This is a genomic window from Curtobacterium poinsettiae (assembly GCF_025677645.1).
Taxonomy (GTDB): domain Bacteria; phylum Actinomycetota; class Actinomycetes; order Actinomycetales; family Microbacteriaceae; genus Curtobacterium; species Curtobacterium poinsettiae_A.
This window is the reverse complement of record NZ_CP106879.1, coordinates 2,678,866-2,691,070: the sequence shown is the minus strand read 5'-3', so window position 1 is coordinate 2,691,070 and position 12,205 is coordinate 2,678,866. Positions and strand designations below refer to the sequence as shown.

The following is a 12,205-nucleotide window of genomic DNA, read 5'->3' as shown; positions in this document are numbered from 1 at the left end:
TCCCCCTCGGTCGATGCGTCAGCGTCCGGTCGACCCGTCAGCGTTCGGTGACGGTGCCGCCCTCGACCCGCCACTGCCGGTCGAGTCGGACGGTCTCCAGCATGCGCCGGTCGTGTGTGACGAGCAGCAGGGTCCCGTCGTAGGACTCCAGCGCCTGCTCGAGCTGCTCGATCGCGGTCAGGTCGAGGTGGTTGGTCGGCTCGTCGAGCACGAGCACGTTCACCCCGCGGGCCTGCAGCAGCGCGAGGCCTGCCCGGGTGCGCTCGCCGGGGGAGAGCGCCGAGGCCGGTCGGCCGACGTGGTCCGCCTTCAGCCCGAACTTCGCGAGCAGCGTCCGGACGTCGGCGGTCGTGTACTCGGGGACGATCGCCTCGAACGCCGCCGCCAGGGGCTGGTCGCCGGTGAACGCGGCGCGCGCCTGGTCGACCTCGCCGACCGCGACGCTGGAGCCGAGCGAGGCCGTGCCCGTCGTCGGCGCCTGCTTGCCGAGCAGCGCCCGCAGCAGGGTGGACTTGCCGGCGCCGTTCGGGCCGGTGATGCCGATCCGGTCACCGCCGTCGACCTGCAGCGAGACCGGGCCGAGGGTGAAGTCGCCCTGGGTGAACGTGGCGTCCGACAGCGTCGCGACGACGGCCGACGACCGCGGTGCGCTGCCGATCGTGAACTCGAGCTGCCACTCCTTGCGCGGTTCCTCGACCTCGTCGAGCCGGGCGATGCGGGACTCCATCTGCCGGACCTTCTGCGCCTGCTTCTCGCTCGACTCCGAGGCGGCACGGCGGCGGATCTTGTCGTTGTCCGGGCTCTTCTTCATGGCGTTCCGGACACCCTGGCTCGACCACTCGCGCTGCGTCCGTGCCCGTGCGACCAGGTCGGCCTTCGTCGACGCGAACTCGTCGTACGCGTCCCGCTTGTGCTGCCGGGCGATCTCGCGCTCCTCGAGGAACGAGTCGTACCCGCCGCCGAACAGCCGGTTCGACGACTGCGCCAGGTCGAGCTCGAGCACCGAGGTCACCGAGCGCGCCAGGAACTCACGGTCGTGGCTGACGAGCACCACCCCGCCGCGCAGCCCGCGCACGAACGCCTCGAGCCGGTCGAGGCCGTCCAGGTCGAGGTCGTTGGTGGGTTCGTCGAGCAGGACGATGTCGAACCGCGACAGCAGCAGCGCGGCGAGCCCGACCCGGGCGACCTGCCCGCCGGACAGCGCGGTCATCAGGGAGTCCGGGCCGACGCCGTCCGCCGTGGAGTCGCCGGTGCCGGGTTCGAGCCCGAGGTCCGCGAGCACCGCCGGGATCCGGTCCTCCAGATCGGCGGCTCCCGCGGCGAGCCAGCGGTCGAGCGCCGCCGAGTACCTATCGGCCGCTGCGTCGCCGGCATCGGGGTCCCCGAGCGCCGCCGCTGCTGCGTCCATCGTCACGGTCGCCTCGGTGCAGCCGGTCCGCCGCCCGAGGTACGCCGCGACGGTCTCGCCCGCGATGCGCTCGTGCTCCTGGGGGAGCCACCCCACGAACGCGTCCGTCGGCGCCAGGGACACCGTGCCGGCCAGCGGCTCGTCGACCCCGGCCAGCAGCCGGAGCAGCGTCGACTTGCCGGCACCGTTCACACCGACGACCCCGATCACGTCACCGGGCGCCACCGTCAGGTCGAGGGAGTCGAACAGTGTGCGAGCGGCGTACCCGCCGGACAGGCCCTTGGCGACGAGCGTGGCGGTCATGCGCCCATCGTCCCACGCGGAGCGGGCACCCCGGGTGCAGCAGACTGGGCCGATGGACTCCTGCGTCTTCTGTGCCGTGATCGTCGGTGACGAACCCGCCGTGTGGGTCGAACGCGAGGACCACGCCGTCGCCTTCGCACCCCTGCCCGACTCGGCGCTGGCTCCCGGCCACACCCTGGTCGTACCGGTCGAGCACACCGCCGATCTGCTCACCGCCGGGCCCACGGCACTCGCCGCCACCACGGCACTGGCGCAGCGTGTCGCCCGTGCGATGAAGGGGGCGCTCGGTGCGACCGGGACCGTCGTGCTGCAGGCATCGGGTGCGGACGCCGGTCAGAGCGTGCCGCACCTGCACCTCCACGTCGTGCCGTGCTGGCCGGACGACGCCACGACGCACTGGCCGGAGCGACGATCGGCGCACGTGGTCGACGGTGACCCGCACGCGCTCCTCGCTGAGATGTTCGACTAGCCGCCCGAGCAGACCCTGCCCGGCCCGGCGCGACCCTCAGCCCCGCGGGGTCAGCCGACCCGCACCCACCGGCAGCAGCCCGCCTCGGTACTCGAGCGCCGTCGCGCCGGCGACCGACACCGAGGCCGCCCCGAACCGCCACGCTCGGTTGAACAGGTACACGCCGATCACCGTGTCGCCGTCGTCCGGCACCGCCCACGTGCCGGTGCCCCACTGGGCCGGGTGCCCCACCCCGTCGACGGTGACGGTCGGCCGGGCGAACCAGGCGAACAGGGGCCGGACGAGCCGGAGTTCGATCCGGCGCTTCGTCGTGCCGGAGGGGAGAGTGGTGTCCACCGTCGAAGGATACGGGCCACCGCCGCCTAGGCTCGGAGCCGTGTTCGAACTCCACCACCTCTCCGCACAGGAACTCTGGGACTGGATCCGCCGGGGCGAGGCGACCGCCCTCGAGGTCACCGAGCACTACCTGTCCCGCGTGGAACGCCTGGACGCCGGACTCGGCGCCTTCGTGACGGTCACCGCGGACGCTGCCCGGGCCCGAGCCGATCGTCTGGGCCACCTGGTGCCGACGTCGAGACCGTTGTGGGGCCTCCCGACCGCCGACAAGGACCTGTACGACCGCGCCGGGGTCCCCACGCGGAACGGCACCGCGAGCCTGCCGGAGCGGCCCGCGTCGGCCGACCACCCGCTCGTCGCCGCGCTCGACGCTGCGGGCACCGTCAGCCTCGGCAAGACCGCGTCACCGGAGTTCGGCATGTCCTCGTCGTCCGAGACCCGGCTCGGCCTGACGCGGAACCCCTACGACACCACGCGCGCGCCGGGCGGGTCGTCGAGTGGTGCGGCCGTCGCCGTCGCCGCCGGACTCGTGCCCGCCGCGGTCGGGTCGGACGGCGGCGGATCCGTGCGGATCCCCGCCGCGGCGACCGGACTCGTCGGCCTGAAGCCGAGCCGCGGACGCGTGCCGTCGATGCCCGGCCGCTCCGGAGTCGGCGGCCTGTCCGTGGCCGGGCCGCTCACCCGCTCCGTCGCCGACGCGGGCATGCTCCTCGACGCGCTGGTCGCGCCGACCGGGCTGCCGGAGCCGTCGCCGTACGCACTCGTCACCCCCGACGTCGGCGAGGGGCCGTTCACCGCAGCCGCCGTCCGCGGCGAGGGCCGGTTCGTCGTCGGGGTGCTCGAGGGTTCGCCCTGGGACGACACCGTCGACGTGGTCGTCGACCCCGCGGCCCGGGCCGCCGTGGAGACCGCCGTGCGGGTGCTCGGCGAGGTCGGACACGGCGTCGAGGACGTCCGGATGCCCCGCGTGCCGTACGCGGACGCGTTCCGGGTGGCGTGGGAGAGCTCGGCCGCCCGACTGCCGGAGGTGCCCGGCATCGACCTGTCGTCGCTGACCCCGCTCGTGGCCTGGCTCGTGGCCCGCGGACAGGCGTTGTCCGGCACGCAGGTCCTCGACGCGATGTCGACGCTCGACACCTTCTCGACGACGCTCATCGGCGCGTTCGACCGGTTCGATGCGGTGCTCACGCCGACCCTCGCGATGACGCCGAGGCCCCTCGGCTGGTACGGCGACGACCCGGACGAGGACTTCCGCCGCCAGTGCGCGTACTCGCCGTGGACGTCGATGGCGAACGTGTCCGGGCTCCCCGCGATCACCCTGCCGGTCGGCGTGACCGACGACGACCACCCGGACGGCGGCGGCCTGCCGATGGGCGTGCAGTTGATCGGACGCCCCGGCGGCGAGCGCGTCCTGCTCGCGATCGGCGCGCAGCTCGAGCGCCGGTTGCGCTGGCAGCGGCGGCACCCGGCCGCCTGGACCGCCTGACGGGAGGCCCGTGGCTGCTCCGCGCACCGGTGCGCGGGGTGCGGGCGCTGGGCGCACCGTGCGGCGTAGTCAGGCCGGAGCGACGGGACGCGCACGGTGCGCCGCTCCGCTCCGCGCCGCCCCGCCCGCTCTGCGCCGCCCCGCGCCGCCCCGCCTACGGCAGCGTCGGCGCCGCCGCCACCAACGCCCGCGTCACCGGGTGCTGCGGCGCGTCCAGGAGCGACACCGGCCCGTGCTCGACGATCCGGCCGTCGGACATCACCGCGACCGTGTCGCACAGCCGCTGCACGACACCGATGTCGTGCGACACCAGCACGAGCGTCAGCCCGAGGTCGTCGGCGAGCGACCGGAACAGCTCGATCACCCGGGCGCGGACGACCACGTCGAGGGCGCTCATCGGCTCGTCGCCGAACAGGATCCGCGGCGAGTGCACGACGGCGCGGGCGATCGCGATCCGCTGTCGCTGCCCGCCGGAGAACTCGTGCGGGAACCGGTCGACCGTGTCGGCGGGCAGGTCGACGCGCTCCAACACCTCGCGCACGAGCGACGCGTGCGACCCCGGGACCTGCAGGGCACGCAGCGGCTCGGCGACGATCGCGCCGACTCGCATCCGCGGGTCGAGGGACGCGTACGGGTCCTGGAACACCACCCCGGTCTCGCGACGGAACCAGCGCAACGCACGCGCGGACCGGGACGCGACCACCGGGCGGCCGGAGGCTGCGACGGTGCCTGCGGAAGGGGCCTCCAGGCCGGCGAGCAACCGGACCAGCGTGGACTTGCCGGATCCCGATTCGCCGACGATGCCGAGCCGTGCGCCGGGGGCGACCATCAGGTCGACACCGTCGACGGCGGTGCGGACCGGACCGGGCTCGAACGGGCCGCGGCGGGGGAGCCGGTAGGTGCGGTGGAGACCGGTGGCCTCGAGGACGGGGAGGGTCACGGGGCGGTCCTCCTGGCGGTGGCACGTGCGGCGTCGACGAGCGCGGCGGTGGCGGGGTGCTGCGGTGCGGCGAGCAGGTCCGCGACGCGGCCCTGCTCGACCACCCGGCCGGCGTCGAGCACCACGGCGGTGTCGGCGATGCGCGCGAGCACGGCGAGGTCGTGGGTGACGAACACCATGCCCGCCGGCAGGTGCTCGAACAGGTCGAGGATGCGGGCCTCGGTGGTGACGTCGAGCGCCGTGGTCGGCTCGTCGGCCACCAGGTACGACGGCTCGCCCGCCATCGCCATCGCGATGCAGATCCGCTGCCGCTGCCCGCCGGACAGCTGGTGCGGGTACTGCCGCAGCAGTGACTCCGGGTCGGGCAGGCCCACGGACGCCGCCAGGTCGACGGCCGCCGCGCGGGCCGCACGCCGGTCGAGCCCGCGGTGCAGCCGGAGCGGCTCCGCGATCTGCGCGCCGACGCGGCGCAGCGGGTCGAGGGCGGTGCCCGGCTCCTGGAACACCATCGCGATGCCCGATCCGCGGTGTCGTGCGCGCTCGCGGTCGGGCAGCCCGACGAGTTCGGTGCCGTCCAGGCGGACGCTGCCGGTCACGACGGCGCCGGTGGGCTCCAGCCCCATCAGGGCGAGCGAGGTCATCGACTTGCCGGATCCGCTCGCGCCGATCACGCCGACGCGCTGGCCGGGAGGCACGGTGAAGCTGACGTCGTCCAGGATCGTCCGCCCCGTGATCCGGACCGACAACCCGCGCACCTCGAGCCCGGAGGCTGCGGTGGCGTGGGCTGTGCCGGCTGTGCCGGCTGCGTGGGCGGTCATGCGGTCAGCCCCGGGGTCGTCGTGGCGGGATCGGTGCGGTCGTTCGTCGTCAGCCGTGGGTCCGAGGCGTCACGCACCGCGTCGCCGAGCAACGACAGTGCCGCGACGACGAGGGCGATGGCGGCTCCCGGCCAGGTCGCACTCCAGGGGTGGACCCCGATGTAGGTCTGCAGGTCGGACAGCAGGCTGCCCCAGGACGCGGTGTCCGATCCGGCGCCGTAGCCCAGGTAGGACAGCCCGGCCTCGGCGAGCACCGCCGTGGCCATCGCGAGCGACAGCTGCACGGTGAACAGCGGCGCCGCGTTCGGCACCAGGTGACGGAAGAGCACCCCGGCACCACCGACGCCGGACGCCCGGGCCGCGGTCACGTAATCGCTCCGGGCGATCCGCCGGATCTCACCGCGGGCCACGCGGGCGATCGTCACGCCGAAGGACAACCCGACGCTGACGATCACCACGCCGAGCGAGCCGCCGAACACCGCGGTCAGGAGCATCGCGGTGAGCAGGGTCGGGAACGCCACCAGGATGTCGAGCAGGACCGCGGTGCCCTCGCGCACCCAGCGGGCGGTGAGCGAACCGATCGCGGTGAGGACGATCCCGACGAAGCTCGCGATCACCCCGGAGCCGACGGCGACGAGCACGGTGGTGCGGGTGCCGGCGAGCAGGTAGCTCGCGATGTCGCGGCCGGCGGCGTCGGTACCGAACCAGTGGGCGGCGCTCGGACCCTCCCACTGGTGGAACGGGTCGGCGCGGAACGGGTCCTGCGGCGTCCAGACGAGCGACACGGCGGCGAGCACGAGCAGCAGTCCGAGCACGACGACGGCGAAAACCCCGGTCGGCCGGGACACCAGGCGGCGGATCATCCCTGCACCTCGCGCTGTCGGGGATCGAGGGCGCGGTGCACGACGTCGACGGCGAACCCGACGAGCAGCACGAGTCCGGTGAGCACGAGCAGTTCCGACTGCACCTTCGTGATGTCGCGGCGGCCGACGTCGGTCACGAGCATCCGGCCCACTCCGGGCAGGGAGAACAGCTGCTCGACGACGACGGCCCCGACGAGCAGCCCGGCGATCTGCACCCCGAGCACGGCGAGCACCGTGAGGGCGACGCTCGGCAGGCCGTGTCGGAGCAACGCCTGCGTGCGGGTGAGCCCGACGGCGGCGGCGGTGCGCAGGTGGTCGGCATCGAGCACGGAGAGCGTGGCGGACCGGGTGAACCGGAGGATCACGGCACCCTCGACGGCACCGATCGTCAGCGCGGGCAGCACGAGCGACGCGAACGCCCGCCCGGGTTCCGACCAGCCGTCGAGCGGGAAGCCCTGCGTCGGCAGCCAGTGCAGCGTCACCGCGAACAGGGCGACCAGGAGCATGCCGGCCCACACGACGGGCACGGCGGCGACCGCCTGCGCCGCGAACCCGATCACCGCACCGCCCGGTCGGCGACGGAGCACCGCGGCGATCACCCCGAGCGGGACGCCGATCACCAGCGCGGTCGCCAGGGACATCGCAGCGAGTGGCAGGGTGATCGCGAGCTTCTGGGCGATCTCCGGTGCGACGGCGCCGTTCGTCACCAGGGAGCGGCCGAGGTCACCGCGGAACACCCCGCCGATCCAGTCGAGGTACTGCACCACGACGGGCCGGTCGAGTCCGAGCTGCTGCCGGAGTTGCTCGACCTGCGCGGGGGTCGACTGCGTGCCGGCGACGACCTGGGCGACGTCACCGGGCAGCACGCGGAGCGTGGCGAAGATGATGACGCTCGCCACGAGCAGGCCGACGACGAGCAGGAGCACCCGCCCGATGAGGAACCGGGTCACGACACCGATGCTACGGGGACGGACACCCCGCCGCGGCCGCTGCGCCGCACGCGCCCGCCCCGCTTCACTCGACCGCGAGCTTCGCCAGGTCGAGGCGTGAGTTCCCGCCGTCGACCGGGAAGCCCGTCACGCCGGAGCGCACCGCGGTGATCTCGGTCGCCGTGTAGAGCCACTCGCCGGCCGCGTCCTCGCTGACGATGCGTGCCGCCTTCCGGAGTGCCTCGGTCTTCGTGGCCTCGTCGGTCGCCGCGATCGACTGGGCGTAGAGCGCCTGCACCTTCGCGTTGTCGTAGCCGAAGTAGTAGTCCGGGTTCGCCCAGTTGCCGAAGTCACGGGCCTCGACGTGGTCGACCATCGACAGGTCGAAGTCCCGCTCGCCGGACTTCGGTGCCTGGAACACCGAGGACAGCCAGGTGGCGAAGTCGACGCGTTCGACCGTCAGGGTGATGCCGACATCGGCGAGCTGCGACTTCAGCACGTCGCCGATCGTGGTCGGGTAGATGTTCGCGTAGGTGAGCGTCAGCTTCAGGTCCTGCTGCCCGGCGGCGGCCAGGAGCTTCTTCGCGTTCGCGGGATCGTACGCGTCGATGTCGGTCAGGTCCTCGTAGCCCGGGTCGAGCTCCGGGATCGGGCCGCCCTGCTCCACGCCGGTGCCGCCGATCGCCTTGATGAGCGCCTTCGCATCGATCGCCTGCCGGATCGCCCGGCGCACGCGCTCGTCGGTGAAGGGTTCCTTGCGGTCGTTGAACGCCAGTGTGTACTTGTCGGTCGTCTTGCCGCTGTGGAGCGCGATGTCGGCGTTGCCCTGCAGCTGGCTCTGCAGCGTGCCGTCGACCGGGTTCAGGACGTCGAGGTCACCGTTCGCCATCGCGTTGACGGCGGTCGACGGGTCCGTGATGTACCGGAAGACGATCTTCGCGACCTTCGCCTTCGTGCCCCAGTAGTCCTCGTTGCGGTCGAAGGTGAGCGAGTCGCCCTGCTTCCAGTCGGCCACCTCGAACGGGCCGGTGCCGTTGGCGCTGTCGGAGAGGTCGTTGTCCGCGGCCTTCTCGAGCACCAGGCCCGAGCGGCCGGTCAGGTTCCAGAGCAGGTCGGAGTCGGGCTTCGCGAGTTGCAGCACGACGGAGTCGTCCGACGGCGAGGTGATCGACGTGACGCCCGCGAGCTTGGCGGAGTCGACGTACGAGTCGTTCGACTTGACCTGCTCGAGTGACCACACGACGTCGGCCGCGGTGACCGGCTTGCCGTCCTGGAACGTCGTGCCGTCCCGCAGCGTGAACGTGTAGGTCAGCCCGTCGTCCGAGACCTCGTGCGACGAGGCCAGCACGTCACGGATCTCGCCGTCGGCGGTGCGGCCGACGAGCCCCTGGTACACGTTGTCGATGAGCACCTGGTCGAGCGCCGCCCCGGACTGGGTGCGGATGTCGAGGCTCGTCGGCTCGAGCACCAGCCCGACGCGCACCGTGGCGTCCTTGCCCCCGGTGGTGTCGGACGAACCGGAGCAGCCGGTCAGCGCCAGTGCGGAGACGACGGCGACCGCGGTGGCGGCGAGGGCGGCGCGCCCGATGCGCGAGGTGCGCGCGGTGCGACGGGGCAGGAGCGGACTCATGGGGTTGTGGGTTCCTTCCGGGCGCGAGGGCTGGGATCGGGCCTCGCGCTCGCACGAGGGTACCGGCGGCTGGTGCCGTCCGGCGACGGTTCTTCGATCGGGTGCAACAATCCGTGCCGCTCCGCCCATGCCCGGATCGCCGAAGCCAGTTCGAGGGGTGCCTGGTTCTGCACCGCGTGCCGCGAGGTCACCGTCACGATCTCGGCGTCCGGCAGGCGTTCGGCGAACCCGGCGTGCAGCTTCGGGGAGACGTACCCGCGGTCACCCCGGACGAGCAGGATCGGCACGCGCAGTGCCTCGAGGTCGGGCCACGCGTCGGCGAAGCGCCCCACCGACGACGTCCGCCCGGCGGGCAGGTGCGGGAAGTGGTGGCGGCGTACGAGTCGCCCGTCCGCACCGAGGGCCGTCGTGTGCCGGGCCTCGCGCAGCAGCACCTGCCGGTCGTCGCCGACCCGCGCCTCGATCGCCCGGTCGACGACCTGCTCGAGCGACTCGAACGGCTCCTCGGCCTCGAGCGCGCGGGCGATGCGGTCGACCGCGCGCTGCGCGAAGTCCGGCGACATGTCGACGAGCACGAGCCCGGTGACCCGCTCTGGTGCTGTGGCCGCGAGCCGAGCGGACAGGATGGCACCGAGCGAGTGGCCGACGACGATGCCCGGCGGCACCGCGAGCGCGTCGAGCGCGGCGAGCACGCTCGGCGCCGTCGCGGTCGCCGCGTAGTCCGCGTCCTCCCGCCACGACGACCGGCCGTGGCCGGGCAGGTCGAGGGCGACCGCCGGCTCGCCCACAGCGAGTGCCGTGGTGTCGAAGCTGTGGGCGTCGATGCCGAGCCCGTGCAGGTAGGTGATCCGGGCCTCCTGGCCGTCGTCGCCCCACCGGATCGCGGAGGTCTCCTGCCCGTCCGCGGTGCGGACCACCTGCCTGGAGGCGCGGAGCGGCGTGGTCACGCCGCTCGCGCTGGCGAGGGCGGGCAGGTCGGCGAATTCGTCGTCGGGGGCTTCGGACACGGGGACGATCCTCGCACCGTTCCGGGGGCCTGGAGACGTTAGGTAAGGCATGCCATACTCGATTCCGTGGCAACCCGGTATCGCGTCTTCTCCGTCCGCGTGGCCGCCGTCACGTCACTCACCCCGAACTTCGTCCGGGTCACGCTGACGGGCGACGCGCTCGCCGACTTCTCCTCGGTCGGTCTCGACCAGCGGATCAAAATCGTGCTGCCCCTGCCCGGCATCGGCTTCTCGGAACTGCCGGAGGACGAGGACTGGTACGCCGCCTGGCGTGCGCTGCCGGACGACGCCCGCAACCCGCTCCGCACGTACACGGTCCGCTCGTTCCGGCCGGACGCCCGTGAGCTCGACATCGACTTCGTCGCCCACGGCGACACCGGTCCGGCGTCGCGCTGGGTGTCGGCCTGCCGCATCGGCGACGAGCTCCGCATCGTCGGGCCGCGCGTCCCCGAGTCGCCGGAGGACCTGCCGACCGGTGCCGCCGAGTTCGCCCCCGGGCACGCGAACCGGATCCTGCTCGCCGGGGACGAGACCGCCGCACCGGCCATCTGCGCCATCCTCGAAGCCCTCGACGTCTCGACCGTCGGCCACGTCTTCATCGAGGTGCCCACCGACGCCGACCGGCTGCCGGTGACCGCGCCCGCCGGGGTCGAGGTCCGCTGGATCGCCCGCAACGGCGCCACCCACGGGGTCCGGATGACCGACCAGGTGCACGCCTGGGCCTCCACCGTCGTGCCGGCGTCCGCCGCCGCGTGCGAGCCGGCCGCCGAGCTCACCGACGTCGACGTCGACGAGCAGGTGCTGTGGGACGTCCCCGCTCCGGTCGACGAGCGTCCCGTCTACGCGTGGATCGCCGGTGAGGCCGGCTGCGTCAAGGAACTCCGCCGCCACCTGGTGCGCGGCGTCGGCATCGACCGCAAGCAGGTCGCGTTCATGGGGTACTGGCGGCACGGCAAGGCCGAGCACTGATGCCGGCCGCGGGCACCGCGCTCGGTCCGGTCCCGACCACCGCGCTGGGGGCCCGTGGACTGACCCTGGCCTACGACGACCGGGTCGTGGTGGACACGCTCGACGTCGACATCCCCGACGGCGAACTGACGGTCATCGTCGGGCCGAACGCCTGCGGCAAGTCGACGCTGCTGAAGTCCTTCGCCCGCACCCTGAAGCCCCGCGCCGGCACGGTGTTCCTCGACGGTGCGCCGATCGACTCGTACCGCCCGAAGGCCGTCGCCCGGCGGGTCGGGATGCTCCCGCAGACCCCGATCGCCCCCGATGGCATCACCGTGCGCGACCTGGTGTCGCGGGGCCGCTTCCCGCACCAGGACCTGCTGCACCCGTCGTCCGGGTCCGACCGGCAGGCCGTGCAGGCCGCACTCGAGCAGACGTCGACGGTGGAGCTGGCCGATCGCAGCGTCGACGAGCTCTCCGGCGGGCAGCGGCAGCGGGTGTGGATCGCGATGGTGCTCGCGCAGCAGACCGACATCGTGCTGCTCGACGAGCCGACGACGTTCCTCGACATCGCGCACCAGTACGACGTGCTCGAACTGGCCTCCACGCTGCACGCCGCCGGTCGCACGGTCGTCGCGGTGCTGCACGACCTGAACCAGGCCGCGCGCTACGCCACCCACGTCATCGCGATGCGCGACGGGGCGATCGTCTCGGCGGGGGAGCCGTCGTCGGTGCTCACCGCGGACCTCGTCGAGGACGTCTTCGGCCTGCCGTGCGTCGTCGTGCCCGACCCCGAGACCGGCACGCCCCTCGTGGTGCCGCGGCGGCGCGCGGCCTGACGCGCGGAGGCTGGTCACGACGCGTCGTGGCGCGCGCGTCGAGCGGTCACGAAGTGTCGGCTGGCGGTGCCGCAGGCGACGGTCTGCGACCGCTCGCCGCGGCCCAGGCGGGGTGTTGCGACCGGCCGCCGGCCGGCAGGCCTGCCGAGGTCCCACGAATCGCCGCCCGAACGGCGTCGGGGCGACAGTTCGTGCGACCACGACGATGCGCGAGTGGCGTGTCGTGCGA

At 73.4% G+C, this 12,205-nt stretch carries 12 protein-coding genes; 4 read left to right on the top strand and 8 right to left on the bottom strand.

Annotation, left to right across the window (positions count from 1 at the left end):
• Positions 1 to 37 precede the first annotated feature (37 nt).
• Positions 38 to 1,711: an ABC-F family ATP-binding cassette domain-containing protein gene (locus OE229_RS12860; RefSeq protein ID WP_262138331.1), complete on the bottom strand. Its 1,674-nt coding sequence runs from the start codon at positions 1,709 to 1,711 to the stop codon at positions 38 to 40.
• Between the two features lie 52 nt (positions 1,712 to 1,763).
• Between OE229_RS12860 and OE229_RS12855 the strand changes: the two genes are divergently transcribed.
• Complete coding sequence (locus OE229_RS12855) at positions 1,764 to 2,180, top strand: HIT family protein (RefSeq protein ID WP_262138330.1); 417 nt, start codon at positions 1,764 to 1,766, stop codon at positions 2,178 to 2,180.
• A gap of 36 nt (positions 2,181 to 2,216) precedes the next feature.
• Here the strand turns inward: OE229_RS12855 and OE229_RS12850 are convergent, their stop codons facing one another.
• The gene (locus tag OE229_RS12850; RefSeq protein ID WP_262138329.1) at positions 2,217 to 2,516 is read right to left on the bottom strand and encodes a hypothetical protein; all 300 of its coding nucleotides are present in this window, start codon (positions 2,514 to 2,516) and stop codon (positions 2,217 to 2,219) included.
• A 40-nt stretch (positions 2,517 to 2,556) separates the two neighbouring features.
• On the opposite strand from OE229_RS12850, the gene OE229_RS12845 reads away from it, so the two are divergent.
• Positions 2,557 to 4,002, top strand: coding sequence for an amidase (locus tag OE229_RS12845; protein ID WP_262138328.1), 1,446 nt, complete (start codon positions 2,557 to 2,559; stop codon positions 4,000 to 4,002).
• 154 nt (positions 4,003 to 4,156) lie between these two features.
• Here OE229_RS12845 and OE229_RS12840 read toward each other — a convergent pair whose 3' ends face one another.
• From OE229_RS12840 to OE229_RS12815, 6 genes are all read right to left on the bottom strand, one after another.
• Positions 4,157 to 4,942, bottom strand: a complete 786-nt coding sequence (locus OE229_RS12840; RefSeq protein WP_259578056.1) for an ABC transporter ATP-binding protein — start codon at positions 4,940 to 4,942, stop codon at positions 4,157 to 4,159.
• Positions 4,939 to 5,760 carry an ABC transporter ATP-binding protein gene (locus tag OE229_RS12835; protein WP_262138326.1) on the bottom strand — a complete coding sequence of 274 codons (822 nt, stop codon included), beginning with the start codon at positions 5,758 to 5,760 and terminating at the stop codon, positions 4,939 to 4,941. The genes OE229_RS12840 and OE229_RS12835 overlap by 4 nt, the downstream gene beginning before the upstream one ends.
• Entirely contained in the window at positions 5,757 to 6,623 is an 867-nt protein-coding gene (locus OE229_RS12830; RefSeq protein ID WP_182065766.1) for an ABC transporter permease, read from the bottom strand. Before OE229_RS12830 ends, OE229_RS12835 begins: the two co-directional genes overlap by 4 nt.
• A complete protein-coding gene (locus OE229_RS12825) occupies positions 6,620 to 7,573 on the bottom strand; it encodes an ABC transporter permease (protein WP_262138324.1) in 954 nt (317 codons plus the stop codon). Before OE229_RS12825 ends, OE229_RS12830 begins: the two co-directional genes overlap by 4 nt.
• 64 nt (positions 7,574 to 7,637) lie before the next feature.
• Positions 7,638 to 9,182, bottom strand: a complete 1,545-nt coding sequence (locus OE229_RS12820) for an ABC transporter substrate-binding protein (RefSeq protein ID WP_262138321.1) — start codon at positions 9,180 to 9,182, stop codon at positions 7,638 to 7,640.
• Positions 9,179 to 10,189: an alpha/beta fold hydrolase gene (locus OE229_RS12815; protein WP_262138319.1), complete on the bottom strand. Its 1,011-nt coding sequence runs from the start codon at positions 10,187 to 10,189 to the stop codon at positions 9,179 to 9,181. The genes OE229_RS12820 and OE229_RS12815 overlap by 4 nt, the downstream gene beginning before the upstream one ends.
• 66 nt (positions 10,190 to 10,255) lie before the next feature.
• On the opposite strand from OE229_RS12815, the gene OE229_RS12810 reads away from it, so the two are divergent.
• Positions 10,256 to 11,158 carry a siderophore-interacting protein gene (locus OE229_RS12810; RefSeq protein ID WP_259362808.1) on the top strand — a complete coding sequence of 301 codons (903 nt, stop codon included), beginning with the start codon at positions 10,256 to 10,258 and terminating at the stop codon, positions 11,156 to 11,158.
• Positions 11,158 to 11,976, top strand: coding sequence for an ABC transporter ATP-binding protein (locus OE229_RS12805; protein ID WP_209134284.1), 819 nt, complete (start codon positions 11,158 to 11,160; stop codon positions 11,974 to 11,976). The genes OE229_RS12810 and OE229_RS12805 overlap by 1 nt, the downstream gene beginning before the upstream one ends.
• The last annotated feature ends 229 nt before the right edge of the window (positions 11,977 to 12,205 follow it).

Bases quoted from the DNA above. Each gene is read 5' to 3' on its own strand.
- OE229_RS12860 (WP_262138331.1), bottom strand. From the start codon at position 1,711: ATGACCGCCACGCTCGTCGCCAAGGGCCTGTCCGGCGGGTACGCCGCT.
- OE229_RS12855 (WP_262138330.1), top strand. From the start codon at position 1,764: ATGGACTCCTGCGTCTTCTGTGCCGTGATCGTCGGTGACGAACCCGCC.
- OE229_RS12835 (WP_262138326.1), bottom strand. From the start codon at position 5,760: ATGACCGCCCACGCAGCCGGCACAGCCGGCACAGCCCACGCCACCGCA.
- OE229_RS12830 (WP_182065766.1), bottom strand. From the start codon at position 6,623: ATGATCCGCCGCCTGGTGTCCCGGCCGACCGGGGTTTTCGCCGTCGTC.
- OE229_RS12820 (WP_262138321.1), bottom strand. From the start codon at position 9,182: ATGAGTCCGCTCCTGCCCCGTCGCACCGCGCGCACCTCGCGCATCGGG.
- OE229_RS12805 (WP_209134284.1), top strand. From the start codon at position 11,158: ATGCCGGCCGCGGGCACCGCGCTCGGTCCGGTCCCGACCACCGCGCTG.